We start from the raw sequence: 20,940 nt of genomic DNA, 5'->3' as shown, positions 1-20,940 counted from the left end.
CAAATGCTAACTTTGCTAACGCTCATAGCGGCAAACGAGTGCGGCCCACCTCACCGACCCTTGCGGATACCGCCCTTGCGGCCGTTGGCCTTCGGGGGCTTGCCGGGACGCTGGGATTGGGCCGGGCGCGGGGCGCCCTTGGCGGCGGAGGCGCCGCCGCGCTGATCGCGCTTCGGGCCCTTGCCAGCACGCTTTCCATTGCCGCCCTCCCCCGTTGCCTTGGGTCGCTTGGGGCGGATGAGGGCCTTCTCGTCCCAGCCGATGAGGTCGCTGCGGCCGGCCTTCACCAGGGCCTCGCGCACCAGATCGTAGTTGGCGGGGTTGCGGTACTGGATGAGGGCGCGCTGCAGGGCCTTCTCGTGAGGCGTGCGCGGGACGTAGGCTTCCTCCATGGTCAGCGGGTCGAGGCCCGTGTAGTACATGCAGGTGGAAATGGTGGACGGCGTGGGGTAGAAGTCCTGCACCTGCTCGGGGTTGAAGCCCATGTCGCGCACGTACTCGGCCAGCTCCACTGCCTCCTTCAGGGTGGATCCGGGGTGCGAGGACATGAGGTAGGGCACGATGTACTGTTTCTTGCCCGCCTCGCGGTTGAGGTCGTCGAAGGCCTCGCAGAAGCGGTCGTAGACGGCCCGCGGCGGCTTGCCCATGGCGGCGAGCACCGTGTCGGACACGTGCTCGGGAGCCACGCGCAGCTGGCCGGAGACGTGGTGATCCACCAGCTCGCGCAAAAACGTCTCGCCACCTTCGCGGTCGGCCAGCACGTAGTCGAAGCGGATGCCGGACCGTACGAACACCTTCTTCACACCGGGCAGTTTCCGCAAGCGGCGCAGAAGCCCCACGTAGTCGCGGTGGTCGGCGCGCAGGGCACGGCAGGGCTCGCTGCCCAGGCAGCGCTTGTCGGTGCAGGCGCCGGCCTTCAGCTGCTTGGCGCAGGCCGGGGCGCGGAAGTTCGCCGTGGGGCCGCCGACGTCGTTGATGTAGCCCTTGAAGTCGGGCTCGGCCGTCATCCTTTCCGCCTCTTCGACGATGGACTCCTGGGACCGGGCCGTCACGATGCGGCCCTGGTGGAACGTGAGCGCGCAGAACGAGCACTCGCCGAAGCAGCCCCGGCAGCTGGTGAGCGAGAAGCGCATCTCGGAAAGCGCCGGCACGCCGCCGGATGCGTCGTAGGAGGGATGCCACCGGCCCGTGAAGGGCAGCCGGTAGACCGCGTCCAGCTCGGCGGTGGAAAGAGGCAGCGCTGGGGGATTCTGCACCACATAGACGCCATGGGGGTAGGCCTCCACCAGCCGCTTTCCCGTGATGGGGTCGCTCGCCCGGTACTGCTCGGCGAAGCTTTCCGCGAAGGCGCGCTTGCTGGCCGACACCTCCTCCCAACTGGGCAGCATGACGTAGTCGACCACATGGTCCAGCGAGCGCGTGCGGTACACCGTGCCGTCGATGAAGGTGAGGTCGGCGACGGAAAGACCCGAGGCCAGGGCATCGGCGATCTCCACGATGGAGCGCTCCCCCATGCCGTAGGACACAAGGTCGGCCCCGGAATCCATGAGGATGGATCGCTTCAGCGTGTCCGACCAGTAGTCGTAGTGGGCCAGGCGCCGCAGGCTGGCCTCGATGCCCCCCAGGATGATGGGCGTCTTCTTGAAGGTGCGGCGGATGAGGTTGGAATAGACCACGGCCGCGTGGTTCGGGCGCCGGCCCGCTTCGCCGCCCGGGCTGTAGGCGTCTTCGTGGCGGTGCTTCTTGTTCACCGTGTAGTGGTTCACCATGGAATCCATGTTGCCGGCGGACACGAGGAAGCCCAGGCGCGGCTCGCCGAAGACGGCCACGCTTTCCGGGTCGTTCCAATCGGGCTGGGCGATGATGCCCACCTTGTAGCCGTGGGATTCCAGCACCCGGGTGATGATGGCCGGCCCGAAGGAGGAGTGGTCCACGTAAGCGTCGCCGGACACGTAGACGAAGTCGAGCTGGCCCCAGCCCCGGGCGTCGGCCTCGGCCCGCGTCGTGGGCAGAAACGCCGAAAGCGGCACGGCAGTCTCGCCGGCCGCTTTCGAGTTATTGCGTGTGTTCTTTTTCGCCATAGAAGCTTTCTCTTCGGGTGCCGCCCGTAGGGAAAGGGCCATGCCCTTTCCGTTCTCCGCTCCGCCCGTGCGGCAAGGGCATGGCCCTTGCCCTACGGGTTATTCGGCCGAGGTGTCGGAGTCGGCGGCGGGCTCGGCAGCCGGGGCCGGAGCGGCCTCGCGGACGGTGATCTTCGCGTTCTTCTGCACGAAGCGGGCGGCCTTCAGGCGCTCGGCGGTCTCGCGCAGGGCGAAGCCGCGGCCCGAGTCCTCAAGCTGCTTGAGCATCATGGCCGCGTTGCCCTGGGGGTTCATGCCCAGGCAGGCGTCTTCCAGGTCCTTGTCCGTGAGCGTCATCTTCTCGTGACGGAACACCGCATCGAGGCAGAAGCCCTGCACGAGCACCTCGCGGGTCTGCATCATGAGCATCATGCCGAACTGCTGCTCGCCGCCGTTGGCCTCAACGAACTGCTCCCAGGTCATGCCGGCCTGCTGCAACTCCATGCGCAGGTTGTTCATCAGCTGATCGCGCGTGGCCTCGTAGATCTCGTCGGCGATGCGGCCCTCGAAACGGCGGGTGAGCGCGCCCACGGCCATCTGCTGCACGTAGCCCTCGTAGTTCTCGCGCTGCTGGGCCTCGAAGACGCGGCGCATGTCAGCCTTCAGGGCCTCCAGGCTCGCGAACATGGGCATGTTCGCCTTCACCCAGGCGTCGTCGATGATCGGCACGACCTCCTTCTGCACTTCCTTCACGGTGACAGTGCAGTTGATGGGCTTGTTCACCACCTCGCCGTTTTCCATGCCGAGCGGCGCCTCGAAGGTGAACTCCTTGGTCTGGCCCGGCTCCATGCCGAGCAGGTTCTCGTCGAAGCCTTCGGGCATGTAGCCGCGGCCCATGATGTAGGTGCGATCCTCGCAGGTGAGCGCCTTGATCTCCTCACCGTCGTCGTAGCACTTCATGGCGATGGAGCAGGCGTCTCCCGCCGTGAGCGGCTTGGCGTCGGTGGCCTCGTAGATGACCGAGTTCTTCGCCAGCTCGTCCAGCTGCTGCTTGACGGGCGTCTCGTCGAAGAAGAAGGGATCCACAGTGATCTCCACCGGCTCGTAGCTGGAAAGCTCGTAGGTGGGCTTCACGGTGACGTTCAGCGAGAACGAGAACTTCTTGCCGCGCTCGAACTTCGTGGTGGGCGTGGCCTTCGGCGGGAAGGCCGGCACGAGGTTGCGGCGGTCGAGGGCGCGGGGCACGAGCACCTCGATGGCCTGAGCCTCGATGATCTTGTCCAGATCGGCGATGCCGAGGGTCTCCTTCACGGAGTCCTCGAGCGACTTGCCCGGCAGCGGGCGCACGCCCATGGAAGCGGCGAAGGCCTCGCCGGCCTCGCGCAGGGCGTTGTTCACCTCGATGGCCGTGGCCTCGCAGTCCAGCTTGATGACGCCGTTGACCGGCTTGCTTTCGACAACATGCATGGTTCGGTTTTCTCCTATCGGATGGTCTTGACGGCCCCGGGCCGCCCTTTTCTCGGCCGTAATGGTAGCACAGCACCGCCCCCACCCCCGCCACGCGTTCCGAAGCCCATAATTCCCGCCCTTCCGACAGGAACGCTCCGAGCCACGGACGCGAGGGTGCCCAAATGTGCATCGTCGCGGCATCGCGGACGCGGGAATGCCCAAATGTGCATCGGTGCGGCATCGAACGGACGCGAGAAGCCTCCAAAGGGCGGATTCGGAACGCGAGAATGCGCATTTGTGCATCGTCACGGCATCGCGGACGCGAGGGTGCCCAAATGTGCATCGGTGCGGCATCCCTCTCGTAGGGCAAGGGCCATGCCCTTGCCGCCCGACCGAGGAAGAGAGGCGTTCCTGGTTGAGCGGAAGGAACAGAGCCCCCTCCCTACGGGAGCTTGGAGTCTCAGGGGCCCGTGGGCAAAGGCTCTGCCCGCATGAGACAGTGCCCCGGAGGGGTGTCTCATCTTCCGATAGCCATTAGGCGCATTCGCGCAGGGACGGCCCCCGAAGATGAGACACCCCTCCGGGGCACTGTTTCACTCCACGACAAAAGGCGGAAAGGGCATGGCCCTTTCCCTACGGGGCAACTCCGGGATGACACCTTTTCTGCAAGTCTTATCCCGCCGCCACAAAAACCGTACTTTTGCATGGCTTTCTTGGCGCAAACGCCACGTTTTATGGGTTCGTGTACGGTTGGGGGTGCGGACAAAAACTTGGACCGAGGAATGGTCCGGGAAGGAGTCCGCATGTACGACAGGGATGTGGTCGAGCTCGCCCTCCTCGCCCTGGAGGAGGGCATGTCGCAGCAGGAGGCCGCCGAGCTCTGCGGGGCCAGCCGCGGCACGGTGGGGTACTGGGCCCGGGGGCGGCTCCCGCACGGGAGGCGCGCCCCCTCCGCCCGGCCTCCACGCCGGCGTGCTAGGATGGCCCCTCCGGACGCGAAGGAGGAGCCGTTGAACGAGGCGGAGAGGGCGGCCTACGAGGCCGCCATGACCGAGAACCAGCTGCTCAGGGCGGTGTTGGACGACCTAAAAGGGGCAGGCTCGCACCCGGGTTCGATGTCGAACAGGAGAAAGTGCGAGCTGGGCGAGAGATTGCGCGCGGCGACAGGCCTGCCCCTCCGCGAGATCACCGCTTTCTTGAGGATCTCGAGCTCCTATGAGTACCGGCGGGCGCGGCTGGGCCGCCCCGACAAGTACGCCGCGCTCAGGGCGCGGGTGCGGGAGCTGTTCGAGGAGGGCTCGCGCAACTGGGGCTACCGCACCGTGTGGGCGCGCCTGCGCCGCGAGGGTGTTAGCGGGTCTCGGAGAAGGTGGTGCGCCGCCTGATGCGGGAGGAGGGCCTCGAGGTCGTCTACAACCGCCGCCGCAGGCGCTGGAGCTCCTACGCCGGCGAGGTGTCGGCCGCCCCTCCCAACCTCGTGGCCCGCGACTTCTCGGCGCCGGCCCCCGACGAGCTGTGGGTCACCGACATCACCGAGTTCCGCATCCCGGCCGGCAAGGCGTACCTGAGCGCCGTCGTGGACTGCTTCGACGGCAGGCCGGCCGGGTGGAGGATCGGGCCGTCGCCCACGGCGGCCCTGGCCAACGGCTCGCTCGCGGACGCGGTCGCCGCCAGGCGCGCGGGCGCCCGCACCGTGGTGCACAGCGACCGGGGCGGCCACTACCGCTGGCCCGGCTGGGTCGCGCTGTGCGAGGGGGCCGGCCTGGTCCGCTCCATGTCCGCCAAGGGCTGCAGCCCCGACAACGCCGCCTGCGAGGGGTTCTTCGGGCGCCTGAAGAACGAGTTCTTCCACTGCAGGGACTGGGAGGGCGTGCCCGTGGCCGAGTTCGGCCGCCGGCTCGACGCCTACCTGCGCTACTATTGCTCGGGCAGGATCAAGAGGTCCCTGGGGTGGCTGAGCCCCGACGAGTACCGCGCGTCGCTCGGCTACGCCGTCTAGGAGGTACGAAAAAACGTCCGCACCCCCGTTTCACGCACAAAAACCGTACAAATGCATGGTTTTTGCGGCAAAAGAGCTACTCGTTGGACTTCAGACTCTCCACCATGTCGATATGGGCGAGCTTGGGGCGCATGACGAGCATGACGACGGCGGTGAACACCATGGTGAGAACGAAGGCGATGACGAAGCTATCCCAGTGAATGGTGCGCCCGAACATGACCTGATCCACCTCCGCCGTCACCACGACGAAGCCCTCCAGCACCACGCCGAGGCCCAGGCCCACAAGCGCGCCCAGCATAGCCAGAAGCACGATCTCGCGGAAGATGTAGGCGTTCACCTCGCGGGGCGTGAAGCCGAGTACCTTCAACGTGGCGATTTCCCGGGCCCGCTCGGTGATGTTGATGTTCGTCAGGTTGTACAGCACGATGAACGCGAGCGCGGCCGCCGCCACCACAAGCACCACCACGACCATGTTCACCGAGCGCAGCATCTGCTTGTAAGAGTCGATGACCTCGTCGTTGAAGGCCACGGTGTCCACCGCCCTCGTAGCGCGCAGGGCCTCGGAGAGCGCAGAGCGCTCCCCCTCGTCGGTGGTGGCCCGGGCGTACACCGTGAGGTTGTCCGGCTCTTCCCCGAAGGTGCGCGCGTAGGTCTCCGGCGTCATGAAGGCATAATCACCGATATAGTTCTCGATGATGCCCATCACGGGCACGGAATAGGTCGTCGCCGTGGCGTTGCCCAAATCGTCCTGCTCGGCGAACACGATGGCGTCGCCCACCGAAAGTCCCAGCTTGGTCGCCAGCTTCTCGGTGACGATGGCGCCGGCATCGGTCAGCCCCACCTCATCGTGGCCCTCGCGGGTGCGGAAGTGCCACAGCTCCTTGAACGCCTCGGGGTCGGACGGCGCCACGATGGTGGTCATGGCCTCGGTGCCGTCGGCGCCCTGGGCGATCATGGAGGTCTCGGTGGCGCGGACGGCCACGGGCAGCTTCTCGGCGTCGCCCAGAAGGGCGGCGGCAGCCTCGCGCTCGTCATCTGCAGCATCGTCCTTCTCGGAGATGACGACGTTGTAGTCCACCAGCTCGCCGTACTGCACGTCGATGATGTCGTTGATGGAATTCTGCAGCCCCAGGCCCGTCAGCAGAAGCGCTGTGCAGCCGGCAATGCCCACGCACGTCATGACGAGACGGCGCTTGTAGCGGAAGATGTTGCGGAACGTCACCTTCCACGAGAACGAGAGACGGCGCCACAGGGGCCCGACGCGCTCCAGCAGAATGCGCTTGCCGGCCTTGGGCGCCGGCGGCTGCATGAGGGCGGCCGGGGTCTCGCGCAGGGTGGCCGCGGCGGCAGCCCAAGTGGCCAATAGCGTTATGCCGATGCCGAGTCCGGCCGCGGCGAGCGCGATGGGCCAGTCGATGGGCATGGCGGCGCGGGGCACGTAGTAGACGATGGAGTAGGCCTCCATGATGACCCAGGGCAGCACCTGGGAGAGCACCGCGATGCCGATGACGCTGCCGAGCCCTGCGGCCAAGGCGGCGTAGATGAGGTACTTCGACGTGATGCGCGCCCGCGAGTAGCCGAGCGCTTTGAAGGTACCGATGAGCATGCGCTCCTCCTCCACCATGCGGGTCATGGTGGTAAGAGCCACGAGCGCCGCCACAAGGAAGAAGATGAAGGGGAAGAACGACGCGATGGCGTCGATGCGGTCGGCGTCGGAGGCGAAGCTCACCACGCCGAAGTTCTTCGTGCGGTCCATGACGAGCCAATCCGGCGGCTCGATGTCGTCGATCTCCTTCTGGGCGTCGGCGAGTTCCTGCTCCGCTTTGTCCAGCTCCTCGTTAGCCTCGGCCGCAGCGGCGTCGTAGTCGGCCACGCCCTGCTCGTACTCGGCCCGACCCGCCTCCAAGTCGGCTTTGGCCTGTTCGTATTCCGCCTTGCCCTCCTCCAGCTGCTTTTTGCCCTCCTCGACGCTCGTCTTGGCCTGATCGAGCTGAGCCTGAGCCGCGGCGATCTGCGCGTCGGCGGAGGCGCGCTCTTGCGCCAGCTGCGTCTTCGCCTCCTCCAAGGCCGTCGCCGCAGCCGCAATGTCGGCGATCTTCTGCTCCAGGTCGGCGCGGGTCGCCTCAAGCTCCGCGCGCTGCTCGGCGGGAAGGTTCGGCACCTGCAAGGCGGCCTCGGCCTGGGCCAGGGCGTCCTGCAGCGTCGGCAATGCCGCATTGGCCTCGGCGAGGTTCGCCTCATTGGCGGCGATCTGCTGCTCGGCCTCGGCGAACTGCGCCTCGGCGTCGGCCTTGCGCTTGGAAAGCGATGCCGTGCCCTGGGCGTACTCCTTCTCGCCGTCCTTGATCTTCTTCTCGCTCGCAGAAAGCGTGGAAGCGGCTGCATCCAGCTTGCGCTGGCCCTCGTCCAGCTCCTCCTTGGCCGCATCCAACTCGGCGCGGGCATCGGCGAGCTCGGTCTTCGCGCGGGCCTCCTCTTTTTCGTATTCCGCTCGCGCCTCATCCAAATCGGCCTGGGCCTCGGCCTTCAGGTCATCCACCCGGGCCTGCTCCCGAGCCGGCGCGATGCCCTCGATGGCGGCCACAACGCCGGCCACGCGATCGTCGTAGGCATCGCTGTCGGCGGGAAGCTCTGCCGCCCCTTCCACGGAGACGTAGGCCTCCACGTAGGGCATGTCCGCATCGAAGGCCTCCGGCAGCACGTACATGAACTGCTCGATGGTGCCCGAGCCGATGGTGGAGGTGCCCATGGACGTCGAGCTGACGTAGAGCGGCGAGTGCACGCGTCCCACCACGGTGAACTCGGTTTCCGCCAGCGCGTCCTGCACGTTGCCCACCGACGGATCAACCGTCACCGTGTCCCCCAACGAGGAGGGGCCGCTCATAACGCGGTCGTTGAAGATGACGCACTCGTTGGCCGAGGTGGGCCAACGGCCTTCCACCAGATCGAGCCGGTTGAGATAATTCGCGTCATCGGAGGAGATGGCGCCCGCGTCCGTCTTCACCGCCGTCGCCGCCGAAGGCGACAGCGAGTGCACGCGCATCACGTACTGCTCGTCGTTCAGGGTGGCCAGCACATCGGCGGAATAGGCCGCCTCCACGCCCGAGACGCCAGGCACATCGCGCAGGGCCTCGATGTCCTCATCCGTGAGACCCAAGGTAGAGACGACGCGGATGTCCATGAGATCGGTGCTGTCGTAGTAGGCGTCGGCCGCCAGCTTCATATCCGGCGCCGTCATGCGCAGCCCGGCGTAGAAGCCGCAGCCCAGCGCCACGATGGCGGCAATGGCGACAAAGCGCCCGAGCGAGTGGCGGATGGAGCGGACAATATCTTTGTTGAACGCCTTCACGCTACCACTCCAGCACGTCAGCGGAAAGGGGCGCCTCGTTCAGCTCCACGGCGGCCACGGAGCCCTCGCGCACGTGGATGACACGGTCGGCGATGGCGGTGAACGCGCTGTTGTGGGTGACGACCACGACCGTGCGCCCCGTGTCGCGGCAGGTGTCCTGCAGAAGCTTCAGGATGGCCTTGCCCGTCTCGTAGTCCAGAGCACCGGTGGGCTCGTCGCACAAAAGGAGCTTGGGGTTCTTCGCCAAGGCGCGGGCGATGGCGACGCGCTGCTGCTCGCCGCCGGACAGCTGCCCGGGGAAGTTGCGCACCCGGTCGGCCAGGCCCACCGCTGCCAGCACCTCGTCGGCATCAAGGGGGTCGCGGCAGATCTGGCTTGCCAGCTCCACGTTCTCGCGGGCCGTCAGATTCTGCACCAAGTTGTAGAACTGGAAGACGAAGCCGATATCGTGGCGGCGGTACTGGGTGAGCTGCTTGCGGTTGAAGGAGCTGACGCGCGCGCCGTCCAGCGTGATGGTGCCGGAGGTGGCCGAGTCCATGCCGCCGAGCATGTTCAAAAGCGTCGTCTTGCCGGCGCCGGAGGGCCCCACGATGACCACGAACTCGCCCCGCTCGATAGTGAAGCTCATGTCGCGCACGGCGGCCACTTCCACCTCGCCCATCTGGTAGATCTTGCTCACGTCGGCGAATTCCACGAAGGCCATGGTTCCTCCCAACACCCGGCGCCCCGCCCGGGCGCTTTTCTCTCGATCCTTAAGATACACGATAAGGAACCAAGAGGGCACCCCCGCAAATACCCTCCACACCTACTTTTCGTCCAGAAGGTGCATCAACTCGCCATGGGAGTGAACCCCGGTCTTCGCGTAAATAGCTCGCACATGAGACCGCACCGTGGTGATGGACACCACCAACATTTCACTGATTTCCTTCGGCCTCTTTCCTGCGACTAGGTACTCGAGTATCTCCGCCTCACGGTCGGTCAAGCCAGAAGATCGGGCCAGACGGCGGCAGCACTCCGCCCGCCGGCTCGCCAACTTTCCATGGGCGTCCTCGTGAGGAAGAAGGCCCCAAACCGTTTTGGCAAACTTCTCCGAATTGGTGTGGAAAGTGACCAGGGACAGTATCACGAAGATGGCAGCACCGATGACGCTGAAAGCGGTCTCGTCGAGAACGACGCTCTCATGCACACCGAATCCCACTAAGCACCCCAGAAAGAATCCCGCTGACTTGACGAGAAACGCGCGGGCGAACACTTGCGTCGGAGAGGCTTTGATGACACGAGCAATGGTATAGCTCGCAACGGCGAGCAGAACATCGAAATAGTACAGGGCGCACGCCTGCAAAATGAGAAGCGGAAGAAACTCCGTGTCCATGGTAAGAGGACCGAGGAGAGCCGCCACCGTGACGATGGGGAAAACGTATTGATAGAAACGGTTCCAGAGACGCACCACATCAGTGCCGTCACTTTGCCGAAGCGTCGCCGAGAACAGCCCGAGGGCCGCTACCGCACCGAAGAGGAACGCCGTGACACGGCTCGAGACATCTAGGGACAGAGCTAGAGGTACCACGTGGAGGAATCCGAACACTGCCCCGTAGGCGCCTATGATGAGGAACAGGGCGAAAGAGGGCGCTCCACGATGACGACCCTGCGATTCCCCCCTGCGTCGCGGCGCTCCCATCGGAGCATAGGGCTCGCGTTCGAATTGCACTCGCAAGCAGGCACCCGCCCCCATAGCCCGAACAAAACAGGCGGCAGATCCGGCAACAAGCGCCATATGGAGTATTTCGGAAACCAAAGCCGGGGCACCGGCCTCCAAGATGCTGAACAGTCCTTGGACCGTGAGCGTAGTAAGAGCCACAAGCGCTACGACGGTCGCGAGGAACACTCGCGCGCCCACTCCGGCAGTCGCCTGACAGCTCAGCGCGAAGAAGAAGGCACCCGAAGCAGCCCCCGCCACCTGCACAATTATCATAGTCATCACATTGGAGGTCCCCACCGACCAATAGAACGCCATGACATTGGCCGTCTGCAGCGCGAAGAAAAACACCCAGAAGCGGTCGTTCAGAGCGATAGCCCTCAGTCGGTCGGGGCGCATCTGAGCCAAAGCGTAGCCCAAGATGAGTCCGACGGCGTGGGCGTTGCATGACTGGGCGCGCAGATTGATGAACGTCCCGAGCACCGTGCCGTAGTCCAGAGACCAGCTCGCCGACTCGTGCAGCAGCTGGGCCGACGAGACGAGCAGGACACAAGCGCCGAAGGCGGCCCAATAGCCCTTGGGGCGCGACGCTGACGATTTCCCGCTCTTGCGCTCTTCCGCCTTTCCCAACAAAGCTTCCACAACCCTCGCCCTCCTCGTCACCAGCGCATTCGAGCCCTATCGCACAAGAGGAGACTACCACACAACCCCAGCGAAAATACGGCTCAGGCATAGGCTCTCATCAGGCTTTTCTCGATATCCTCAAAAATTGAGGAGGAGATTTTGCCATCTCCGCATTCTTTGGCGATCACGGCGAGGGCGCCCTCTCCCTAGACTTTTAAGCACCGCCTCCCGCAGCTGCGCCACCAAGCAGCCAGGCGAAGGCGGACAGAGTTGGTTCCTAACAAGGAAGGAGAAGAGGATGGACACGACAGCAAACCAGCGACGCAGGCACCTGCTCGCAGCCCTCGGCGTCATGGCGGCCGTCATCGGCCTCGCCCTGGCCCTTTGGGGCTGCGCGCCCCATGCCGAGCTCAGCAGCACAGGAGGCGCCGAAGAAGCAGCGGCGAGCGAGGAGGCAGTAGTCGGATTGTACCCCGACTTTACCGAGAAGAGCTCGGGGCTCTTCAACGACACCTATCAGACTACCGAGCTTCTGAACGCCGGCAACCGCGGATGCAACTCGTGCCACGAGGATCTGTGGGACATCATGAACACGAAGGAGGGCTACAACCACATCCTGACCCACGTGGGCTACGACAAGGCGCTCACCTACCAGGACTGCGAGCCATGCCATCGCGGTCACACGACGCTCACCGGGCCCTACCTCGGCGACTTGCTGCATGCCGCCCATTACGGCAGCGAGCAGTTTGTCGAGGCCAACGGCAACTGCTGGAGCTGCCACGCCATGGATTCCGCCGGCTCCCAAGGCGACTACCAGTTCATGCTCTGGGACGACTTCTACGACAGCCCGGCGCTGGGCGGCTACCCCAACATCGCCAACGACGAGACCACCCGCTACTGGCTGAGCGTTCGTGGCAAGGATTCCAGCGATGCCATAGGATTCAACAATCGCATGGACACCGAGCAGAACCCCACCATATCCGTCAGCTTCGCCCAAGACGTCACCGATCATGAGGATGTCTTCATCGTGAACAACTGGGGCGAGGAAGTGACCGAGAAGAACGGCGAGCCCTTCGACTTCAACGAAGTGTGCAGCGAGGACAATACCTTGACGATCACCGGCGTGAAGAATCCGAAGACGTGGACGAAAGAAGAGCTGCTCGCCATGCCCCAGACCGAGTTCTCCATGGCCTTGGCCTGCGGCACCAACGGACGCGGCGGCTCGCTCGTGTCGAACATCCCCATGTCGGGTGTTTCCATGGAATACCTCATCGAACAGTGCGGCGGCCTTCTCGACGACAGCAACGCCGTTGTGGCCACCGCCTCCGACGGCTGGAAGTCCTTCGCAATGCCCGTAGAGGCCAGCACCTATTCCAAAGATGCTTACATCGCCCTCAAGTACTACGGCGAGGAGCTCTCCAAAGACGACGGCGCCCCCATGGTACTCATCTCCCTTGGCAATATCGGCGCATGGCAGGTCAAGCACGTCGAGCAAATCGACTTCATGCACGATGACGAGCCGTTCACGGCCGCACTCATGGGCGCATCGGACGAGCCCACCCCCAACTACGCCATCAACGGCATGTGGTTCCAGGAGCACGGCGTCGAGGCCAAAGTTGGCGAGCCGGTGAATCTCACGGGTGCCATGTACAGCTGGAACCGCATGTGGGGCAACCTGGATACGATCAAGTTCAGCTTCGACATGGGAACCTCCTGGGTCGAGTACGACGTGGACAAGGAAGTGCCCGATTTCGATCCCTACCAATGGGTCAACTTCTCCATGGACTGGACGCCCGCAAAGGCCGGTACCTACTTGGTCAAGATGGCAGCCACGGACGACCTTGGCAACGAGATGCCCTTCTCCGTGCCTCTGTTCGTCCATGTTTCCGAGTAAGAAAGGGACGGTGACGTTCATGAAATCCCAAACGATTAAGACACTCGGCGGCGTGATGAGCGCCGTGGCCCTCATCTCCGGGGGCGCCGGCGTGGCCCAGGCCGCCACGGTAGATTCGGCCGCGCCCGCGCCGGCCATGCCGGTCGTCACGGCTGCCTCGGACTCCGCGGCCCCCGAGGCCCCCGGCGCACGCACCGTGGAGGGCTCCTTCAGCTACGATCAGGACGCCGTGACCGCCAACGCCGAGATCAGCGGGGTGTTCTGCAAGGCGGCGGCCACGCTGTGCGCGTCGCTGCCCACCTACGGCTGCGAGACCGCCAAGGCCGCGGCCATCACCGTGGCGGGCCCCGGCGCCTCGTTCACGGCCACCGCGGACGAGCTGGCCGGCGAGGAGGGGGCGGCCTCCTACGTGATGGCCTGCTCCTGCGCCACCAACGTCGCCGGCGGCGGCGCCATCGCCAACGCCGAGGTCGAGGGCGTCTCGCTGGAGACCCTTGTGCAGATGGCCTGCGCCTAGAGCGCCTCACACCAAACCTTTCCTTACCCCTCCCCTACGGGCCCCGGAAGCCTCCCCCTTCCGGGGCCCGTTTGCGCGCTGCGCGGATATTACGGCCCTATTGCGGCCCTGCAGAAAGATCGAGTCGCGTCATCGAGAGATACCCCTCGTTAGCATAGATCAACGCAGCTCGCGTCTTACAACACCTCGAAGGTGTGCACGGCGGCGATAGGGGACGCGTCGCCGTCCTCGTTCACCGAGCGCACCTTCATCTGGTAGGCGCCAGAGGCCTCGGGCGTCCAGGCGAAGGTCCAGGACACCCAGCGGTCGGCCGTGGTGTCGCCCAAATCGTAGCGCGTCCAATGCTCGCCGTTATCGAGCGAGAACTCCACGGCGATGATGCGCTTGTCGAAGTCGTGGGCCCAGCCGGAAAACTCCATGGGTTCGCCAACGCGCCCCACGTACTCCGCCTTCGCCGCCACGTTGGGGCGGTTGGTGTAGTCGTGGCCGTCGTCGACGAACGGCCCGATGACCGGGGGCACCTCCTCATTGGTGAAACGGATCTCGCGGATGTCGCGCACGAAGTACTTGGCCGGCAGCCCCGGCACCCACAGCTGATTGGTAGCGCCCATGACGCTCATGATGTCCTCGCCGTTCACGCGGTTGGCCACGATGGCGCCGCGCTCCAGCAAAAAGTCCAGAGGGAAGCTCTGCTCCATCCCGTCGGCCCCCACGAACGTGACGGTGTTGCACTTCTCCGGGTCGCTAACGACCGCGGCACCGTCGCCTCCCTCGGCAGCAACCCGAGCCGTCGCGCCTTCCACGGCCTCCTCCGCACGAGCCGCCAGGCCTTCCGCACGCTCCTTTTCCACGGCAATCCCCTTCTCTAGTTTTTGTCCTGGGGACATTCTACAAGCTTCACCAGCTCGGCGGCCGAGTGCACGCCCGTCTTCGTGTAAATGGCATGAACGTGCGAGCGCACCGTGGCCACCGACACCACCAGCACGTCGCTGATCTCGCGGGGACGCTTGTTGCGGGCGAGCAGGCGCAGCGCCTCGGCCTCGCGCTCGGTCAGGCCGAACTGATCCGCCAGAGCCGCGCAGCGCTCATCGCGGGTGCGCTCGTAGCGGCCGCGCGGATCCTCGTGGGGCAGAAGGCCCCAAACCGTCTTGGCGTACTTCTCCGAGTTCATGTTGAAGGTGACGAGCACAAGCAGGACGAACACCGCCGTGCCGATGACGGAGAAGGCCGCGGCATCCAGCACTACGCGCTCGTACACCGTGCTGCCGACGAGATTGCCGAGCAGAAAGCCGATCGATCGAATGAGGAAGGCCCGTCCGAACACCTGGGACGGAGCGGCGTTAATGGCCTGGCCGATGACCGAGCAGGCCATGGCGAGCAGCGCATCGAAGTAGTAGAGGGCGCAGGCCTGCATGATAAGAGCCGGCAGAAACTCGCTGCTGTTGGTGAGAGGACCCAAGAGCGCCGCCACACAGACCACGGGGAACACGAAGCGGTAGAAGCGGTTCCAAATGAGCGACACGTCCACGGGGCGCCCGCGACGGAGCGTAACGATGAAGAGCGCAAGCGCGACGACAGCCCCCACCAGAAACGAGGCCACCCGCGCCACGACGCCCAAGGGCAGCGCCAGCGGAATGACGTGGAGAAAGCCGAACACTATACCGTAGGAGCCGACGATGACGAAGAGTCGGACGCACAGGGGCGCCCGTCGGCGCGAGGGCGCGAGGTCATCCGGCCGTCGGTCGCTGGAAGCACTTCCCCCTTTTTCTTCCGTCGTCTCCCCTCCTCCGTCCTCGCGGGTGCGAATGGGCGCAAACGAGCGACGGTAGCTCTCGGGAAAGCAGGAGCCCGGCGCCATGGCCTTCACGAGGCACAGCCCCGCTGCCACCACCAGCCCCAGATGCAGAAGCTCTGAGACCAGCAGAGGCGAGGTGGCCTCCAGCATGCTGAACAGGCCCTGGACGATGAGGGTGGTCAGCGACACCACGGCCACGATGGTGCCCATGAACAGCGCGGGGCCGACCATGCACGCCACCTGGCTGGCGGCCACGAAAAACCATGCCCCCGAGGCGGCGCCAACAAACTGCACGGCAACGATGGCGAAGGGCGCGTCCAGCACCGTAAGACAGCCATAGAACAGAAGGACGTTGCCCACTTGCGCGATGAAGAAGATGAGCCAGAACAGGCCGTCGCCGACCAGGCGGGCGAACTTCCGTCCATTGATCTGCGTTACCGCATAGCCGAAGACGAGTCCGAGCGAATGGGCGTCGCAGGAGAAGGCGCGGATGTTGACCGACGCGCCCCACAGCGGCGCGAGATCGAGCATCCAGCTTCCCGATTCGTGCAGAAGCATGGCGGCCGACGCCAGCGCCACGAGCGCCCCGACGATCCACCAATAGCCCTTCGGCGCCCCCTCGAATGTCCTCAGCGCGCGGGCCGTCGTCTTCCCTGCCTCATCCACGTTCCTCAACCCCACCCCTCGCAACCGGTTCTCTCTTTCCAGCGCAACACGAAGCGCCCGCGGGCCGCCATCGCCGACGCAACCTCTTGCGACCCTCGAGGCGCCTCGCCGAGCGCTATTCAGCCGACTCAATCATATCATCTGGCATTTCCCTGAAATCAACAAGAGTTGTTGAGATGGCTGACCAACCTCAACAAACATTGCTGATTTTCAATCGGCCGCCCGCATTTAAAGTGACGCTTGCCGGCTGGGGCGCACCACGCCTCCCTTGATGCGCCCCGATCGGCGAAAGGCAAACATCTTCACCGGAAAGGAAGGAGAAGAGGATGAAGGCACAAGAAAGCAAGGGCACGTCCCGCTTGCTCGTGGCCGTAGCCGTGATGGCGGCCGTAGCAGCCCTGGCGCTCGCGCTGTGGGGGTGCGCGCCCCAAGCCACCACGAGCATGGCCGCGACGGGCGGAGATGCGGAGGCGACGGAGGAGGCCGCGCCGTCAATGTACCCGGACTTCACTGATAGGACCTCTGGGAACTTCAACGACACCTTCAGCACCACCGACATGCTGAACGCGGGCAACCGCGGCTGCAATGCGTGCCACGAGGATCTGTGGGATGTCATGAACATGAAGGACGGCTACAAGCACATCCTGACCCACGTGGGCTACGACAAGGCCCTCACCTACCAGGACTGCGAGCCGTGCCATCGCGGCCATACGGCGCTCACCGGCCCGTATCTGGGCGACCTCATCCATGCGGCCCACTATGGCAGCAAGGTCTTCCAAGAGGCCAACGGCAACTGCTGGAGCTGCCATGCCATGAACTCCGCCGGCGGCCAGGGCGACTATCAGCTGGTGCTGTGGGACGACTTCTACGATGAGCCGGCGCTGGGCGGCTACCCGAACATCGACGGCAACGAGATGGAGCAGGCTTGGGTCGACTCCCGCGGCTTCTTCGGCGGATTTGTGAACGGCATGACCCAGGACGAGGCGCCCGCCACCGATGTCAAGCTCGACCAGGCCGTCACTGATCACGACGACGTGTTCATCGTGAACAACTGGGGCCCCGAGGTCACCGAGAAGAACGGCGAGCCCTTCAGCTTCGATGCCGTGTGCAGCGAGGAGAACACCGTAAGCCTCACCGGCGTGAAGAACCCCCGCTCGTTCACGAAGGCCGAACTTCTTGCCATGCCCCAGACCGAGTTCACCATGGCGCTCGCCTGCGCCACCAACGGCCGCGGCGGCTCGCTCGTGTCCAACATCCCCATGTCCGGCGTGTCGGTGGCCTACCTCATCGAGCAGTGCGGCGGCCTGGCCGACGGCGTGAACGCCGTGAACGCCACCGCCGCCGACGGCTGGAAGGCCTTCCCGCCCATGAACCTCGAGGCGAGCACCTACACCGAGAACGCCTATATCGCCCTGAAGTACTACGGCGAGGACCTGACTGACGACGACGGCGCTCCCATGACGCTCGTAACGCTCGGCAACCCGGGTGCCCGCCAGGTGAAGCACATCCAGTCCATCGACTTCACCCAGGACGAGACCTACTTCGAGGGCCCCATGATGGCCGAATCCGACGAGCCCTCCCCGAGCTACCCCATCAACGGCATGTGGTTCCAGGAGGACGGCATCACCGCCAAGGTGGGCGAGCCGGTGACCCTGACCGGTGCCGTGTATAGTTGGAACCGCGTCGTGGGAGACCTGGCCAGCGTCAACTTCAGCTTCGACATGGGCAAGACCTGGCAAGACGTGAAGATCGCCGATCAGGTCACCGACTTCGATCCGTTCCAGTGGGTCACCTATTCCCTGGATTGGACGCCGAGCAAGGCGGGCAAGTACCAGGTGAAGCTGCAGGCCACGGACGTGAACGGCGTCCAGATGAAGAAGCCCGTCACGCTGTTCGTGAACGTCGAGGAATAGAAAGGGACGGTGACATTCCATGAAATCTCAGACTGTTAAGACCATCGGCGGCGTGATGAGCGCGGTGGCCCTCATCTCCGGAGGCGCCGGCGTAGCCCAGGCCGCTACCATCGAGCCTGCGGCAGCCGCTCCGGCATCTGCGACCACCCTGGCTGCCGCAGACGCCGCAGACACCGAGGCCCCGGCGCGCGCCGTGGAGGGAACCTTTAGCTACACGCAGGACGCCGTGTCCTCCAACGCCGAGATAAGCGGCGTTTTCTGCAAGGCGGCCGCCACGCTGTGCGCGTCGCTGCCCACGTACGGCTGCGAGGCCGTCAAGGCCGCGGCCGTCACCGTGGCGGGCCCCAACGCCTCGTTCACGACCACCGTGGACGAGCTGGCCGGCGAGGAGGAAGCGACCTCCTACGTGATGGCCTGCTCCTGCGCTACCAACGTTGCCGGCGGCGGCGCCATCGCCAACGCCGAGGTCGAGGGCGTCTCTCTGGAAACCCTCGTTCAGATGGCCTGCGCCTAGGCCGTCATCGCCCGCATCCAGGCCATCGCCCGCGACACCCTGGATGCGGAAACCTCATCGGCCTCGCAAGCCCTCGTGTTTGCGGGGCCTTTCTCATATCCCCTTGGTTCTCAGACTCTTGAGACACCGCCCCCGGAAATAGACAGGAATTTTGAGCGGCAAAGCAGCATCTTTCGGAAATAGATGGGAGTTTAGAGCGCTGAAGCGACCCTCCCCGGAAACAGTTACGAGTTTAGAGCGTCATTTTAGGCACAATGCAGCTCTTTCGTGCTCGAAACTCGCATCTATTTCCGAATCCAGCGCTCTCGGCGCTCGAAACTTCCATCTATTTCCGAAATTAGTGCTTTTTGCATCCAAGGCCTCCTCTGCTTTCAGAAGCCTCCTTGCATGCAGCCATGCCAAAGCTAGCGAGAAATCGAAGTGCTTCCAGTGAGCTCACAGGCCAGTCCCGTTGAAGCAGATCAAGCCGCAATTGCAGCAAAAAGGCCGGCCCCTTGCGGGAGCCGGCCTTGGTTTCTCGGGCTATCGGCCCTTGGCGCGATGAGCGCTTGAAGCTAGGAAGCGAAGATCTCGATGGTCTCGCCCTCGGCCAGGGTGACCATGGCCTTCTTCCAGGTGCGGGTGCGACCCTCCTGGTAGCGAACGCGCTTCGGCTTCGACTTCACGTTCAGGGTGTTCACCTTGACCACCTTCACGTTGAAGATAGCCTCGATAGCCTGGCGAATCTCAACCTTGTTGGCGTCCTTGGCCACCTCGAAGGTGTAGACGTTGTTCTCCATAGCGTCGTAGCTGTGCTCCGTGATGACGGGGCGGATGATGACGTCGCGGGGATCCTTCTCCATTATGCAAGCACCTCCTCAATGCGGGCCAGGCACGGCTCGGCGATAACGAGGGCCTTGTTGTCGACCAGCTCGTAGGTGTTGATATCGCCCACCGGCAGAATGTTCACCTCGGGGATGTTGCGGAAAGACAGGAAAGCCTCGATGTCCTCGTTGCCGATGACCACGCAGATGCGCTTGCCCTCGAGACCCAGCGCCTTGATGAGCGCCACGGCGTCCTTGGTGCAGGGCTTCTCGAAGTCCATGTCCTTCACAATGAACAGCTCGCCGTCGGCCAGCTTGGCGGAGAGAGCCGAGCGCATAGCCAGCTTGATCTCCTTCTTGTTGACCTTCTGGTCGTAGCTGCGGGTGTGGGGGCCGAACACGGTACCGCCGCCGACCCACTGGGGAGCGCGAATGGTACCCTGACGGGCACGGCCGGTGCCCTTCTGACGCCACGGCTTCTTGCCGCCGCCGCGAACCATGCCGCGGGTGCGCGTGTTGGCGGTGCCCTGGCGCCAGGATGCCTGCTGCGCCTTCACGGTGCGATGCATCACAGGCACGTTCGGCTCGATGGCGAACACGGCGTCGGAAAGCTCGACCGTGCCGGCGGCAGCGCCCTTCACGTCCTTAATCTCAATAGTTGCCATAGTTGCTGTAACTCCTTGTTACCGATCGTTCCAATTAAGCCATGCGGACGCGGACGATGCCGTTCTTGCCGCCGGGCACCGCACCCTTGACCAGGATGAGGTTCTGCTCCTCGTCGATGCGAACAACCTCGAGGTTCTTCACGGTGACGGTGTCGCAGCCCATGTGGCCAGGCAGGCGCAGGCCCTTGAACACGCGGGACGGCGTGGCGCACTGGCCCACGGAACCGGGGGCGCGATGGAAGTGCGCGCCGTGGCCGCCCGGGCCGCCGGCGAAGCCGTAGCGCTTCATGACGCCGGCGAAGCCCTTGCCCTTGGACGTGCCGGTCACGTCGACCTTCTTCACGTCGGCGAAGGCCGCGACGGTCTGCTCGTCGCCCACCTTGTACTCGCCGGCGTTCTCGACGCGAACCTCGCGCAGGTAGCGCTTCGGCTCGGCGCCCTGGGCGTCGAAGTGGCCCTGCATGGGCTTGTTCACGCGGCGGGGCTTGATGTAGCCGAAGCCCATCTGCACGGCCTCGTAGCCGTCAGTGTCCACGGTCTTCACCTGGCACACGGTGTTCGGCTCGGCCTGGATGACGGTGACCGGGACGATGCGGTCCTCGTCGTCGAAGATCTGGGTCATGCCGATCTTCTTGCCGTAGATAGCGTTAATCATGTCCCAAACCTCCTTTACAGCTTGATCTCGATGTCAACGCCAGCAGGCAGATCGAGACGCATCAGGGAATCGACCGTGTTCGGGGTCGGCTCCAGGATGTCGATCAGGCGCTTGTGGGTGCGCATCTCGAACTGCTCGCGGGAGTCCTTGTTCACATGGGGCCCGCGGATGACGCAGTACAGGTTGCGCTCCGTCGGCAACGGAATAGGACCGGAAACCTTGGCACCCGTCTTCTGGGCGGTATCGACGATGAGGCGCGTGGACTGATCCACGATCTCATGATCGTATCCCTTGAGGCGGATGCGAATCTTCTGACTTGCCACTTACATTACCTCCAAATA

At 64.6% G+C, this 20,940-nt stretch carries 17 protein-coding genes; 6 read left to right on the top strand and 11 right to left on the bottom strand.

The genetic code is table 11. The annotated features are described in order from the left end of the window. Positions 1–50: 50 nt before the first annotated feature. On the bottom strand, positions 51–2,081 hold the full coding sequence (locus NE591_RS06475; RefSeq protein ID WP_173112331.1) for a YgiQ family radical SAM protein: 2,031 nt from the start codon (positions 2,079–2,081) through the stop codon (positions 51–53). A gap of 99 nt (positions 2,082–2,180) precedes the next feature. Beyond that, positions 2,181–3,527: a trigger factor gene (locus tag NE591_RS06470; protein WP_173112328.1), complete on the bottom strand. Its 1,347-nt coding sequence runs from the start codon at positions 3,525–3,527 to the stop codon at positions 2,181–2,183. A 992-nt stretch (positions 3,528–4,519) separates the two neighbouring features. Here NE591_RS06470 and NE591_RS06465 point away from each other — a divergent pair. Continuing rightward, positions 4,520–4,894, top strand: a complete 375-nt coding sequence (locus tag NE591_RS06465; protein WP_173112325.1) for an IS3 family transposase — start codon at positions 4,520–4,522, stop codon at positions 4,892–4,894. Continuing rightward, positions 4,894–5,508 (top strand): IS3 family transposase, encoded by a 615-nt coding sequence (locus tag NE591_RS06460; RefSeq protein WP_173112322.1) that lies wholly within the window; start codon positions 4,894–4,896, stop codon positions 5,506–5,508. Before NE591_RS06465 ends, NE591_RS06460 begins: the two co-directional genes overlap by 1 nt. A 76-nt stretch (positions 5,509–5,584) precedes the next feature. On the opposite strand, the gene NE591_RS16240 is transcribed toward NE591_RS06460, so the two are convergent. The 3 genes from NE591_RS16240 to NE591_RS06445 form a co-directional block, all read right to left on the bottom strand. Next, entirely contained in the window at positions 5,585–8,857 is a 3,273-nt protein-coding gene (locus NE591_RS16240; protein WP_256156490.1) for an FtsX-like permease family protein, read from the bottom strand. 1 nt (position 8,858) lies between these two features. After that, on the bottom strand, positions 8,859–9,560 hold the full coding sequence (locus NE591_RS06450) for an ABC transporter ATP-binding protein (RefSeq protein WP_114539963.1): 702 nt from the start codon (positions 9,558–9,560) through the stop codon (positions 8,859–8,861). Between the two features lie 102 nt (positions 9,561–9,662). Beyond that, the gene (locus NE591_RS06445; RefSeq protein ID WP_022740341.1) at positions 9,663–11,195 is read right to left on the bottom strand and encodes a response regulator transcription factor; all 1,533 of its coding nucleotides are present in this window, start codon (positions 11,193–11,195) and stop codon (positions 9,663–9,665) included. 280 nt (positions 11,196–11,475) lie between these two features. Here NE591_RS06445 and NE591_RS06440 point away from each other — a divergent pair, with 280 nt between their 5' ends. Together NE591_RS06440 and NE591_RS06435 are read left to right on the top strand one after the other, a co-directional pair. Then, positions 11,476–13,071 (top strand): molybdopterin-dependent oxidoreductase, encoded by a 1,596-nt coding sequence (locus NE591_RS06440; RefSeq protein WP_022740342.1) that lies wholly within the window; start codon positions 11,476–11,478, stop codon positions 13,069–13,071. A 19-nt stretch (positions 13,072–13,090) separates the two neighbouring features. Then, on the top strand, positions 13,091–13,588 hold the full coding sequence (locus NE591_RS06435; RefSeq protein ID WP_147272703.1) for a hypothetical protein: 498 nt from the start codon (positions 13,091–13,093) through the stop codon (positions 13,586–13,588). A gap of 176 nt (positions 13,589–13,764) precedes the next feature. On the opposite strand, the gene NE591_RS06430 is transcribed toward NE591_RS06435, so the two are convergent. Both NE591_RS06430 and NE591_RS06425 read right to left on the bottom strand, forming a co-directional pair. After that, positions 13,765–14,439 (bottom strand): molybdopterin-dependent oxidoreductase, encoded by a 675-nt coding sequence (locus tag NE591_RS06430; protein ID WP_161127320.1) that lies wholly within the window; start codon positions 14,437–14,439, stop codon positions 13,765–13,767. Positions 14,440–14,453: 14 nt separating this feature from the next. Then, positions 14,454–16,049: a helix-turn-helix transcriptional regulator gene (locus NE591_RS06425; RefSeq protein ID WP_256156513.1), complete on the bottom strand. Its 1,596-nt coding sequence runs from the start codon at positions 16,047–16,049 to the stop codon at positions 14,454–14,456. Between the two features lie 326 nt (positions 16,050–16,375). On the opposite strand from NE591_RS06425, the gene NE591_RS06420 reads away from it, so the two are divergent. Both NE591_RS06420 and NE591_RS06415 read left to right on the top strand, forming a co-directional pair. After that, on the top strand, positions 16,376–17,962 hold the full coding sequence (locus NE591_RS06420; RefSeq protein ID WP_256156489.1) for a molybdopterin-dependent oxidoreductase: 1,587 nt from the start codon (positions 16,376–16,378) through the stop codon (positions 17,960–17,962). A gap of 19 nt (positions 17,963–17,981) precedes the next feature. After that, positions 17,982–18,476: a hypothetical protein gene (locus NE591_RS06415; RefSeq protein ID WP_256156487.1), complete on the top strand. Its 495-nt coding sequence runs from the start codon at positions 17,982–17,984 to the stop codon at positions 18,474–18,476. A gap of 554 nt (positions 18,477–19,030) precedes the next feature. Here the strand turns inward: NE591_RS06415 and rplW are convergent. The 4 genes from rplW to rpsJ are packed head-to-tail and all read right to left on the bottom strand — an operon-like array spanning position 19,031 to position 20,922. Beyond that, positions 19,031–19,318: a 50S ribosomal protein L23 gene (rplW, locus tag NE591_RS06410; protein WP_022740348.1), complete on the bottom strand. Its 288-nt coding sequence runs from the start codon at positions 19,316–19,318 to the stop codon at positions 19,031–19,033. Further along, on the bottom strand, positions 19,318–19,944 hold the full coding sequence (rplD, locus tag NE591_RS06405; protein WP_114539968.1) for a 50S ribosomal protein L4: 627 nt from the start codon (positions 19,942–19,944) through the stop codon (positions 19,318–19,320). The genes rplW and rplD overlap by 1 nt, the downstream gene beginning before the upstream one ends. Positions 19,945–19,978: 34 nt before the next feature. Then, a complete protein-coding gene (gene rplC, locus NE591_RS06400; RefSeq protein ID WP_256156486.1) occupies positions 19,979–20,599 on the bottom strand; it encodes a 50S ribosomal protein L3 in 621 nt (206 codons plus the stop codon). Positions 20,600–20,613: 14 nt separating this feature from the next. Then, positions 20,614–20,922, bottom strand: coding sequence for a 30S ribosomal protein S10 (gene rpsJ / locus NE591_RS06395; protein WP_016309237.1), 309 nt, complete (start codon positions 20,920–20,922; stop codon positions 20,614–20,616). Positions 20,923–20,940 lie beyond the last annotated feature (18 nt).

Origin of the sequence: Adlercreutzia sp. DFI.6.23, assembly GCF_024462535.1 — a bacterium.
Lineage (GTDB): Bacteria > Actinomycetota > Coriobacteriia > Coriobacteriales > Eggerthellaceae > Adlercreutzia > Adlercreutzia rubneri.
This window is presented reverse-complemented; position numbering and strand designations above follow the sequence as displayed.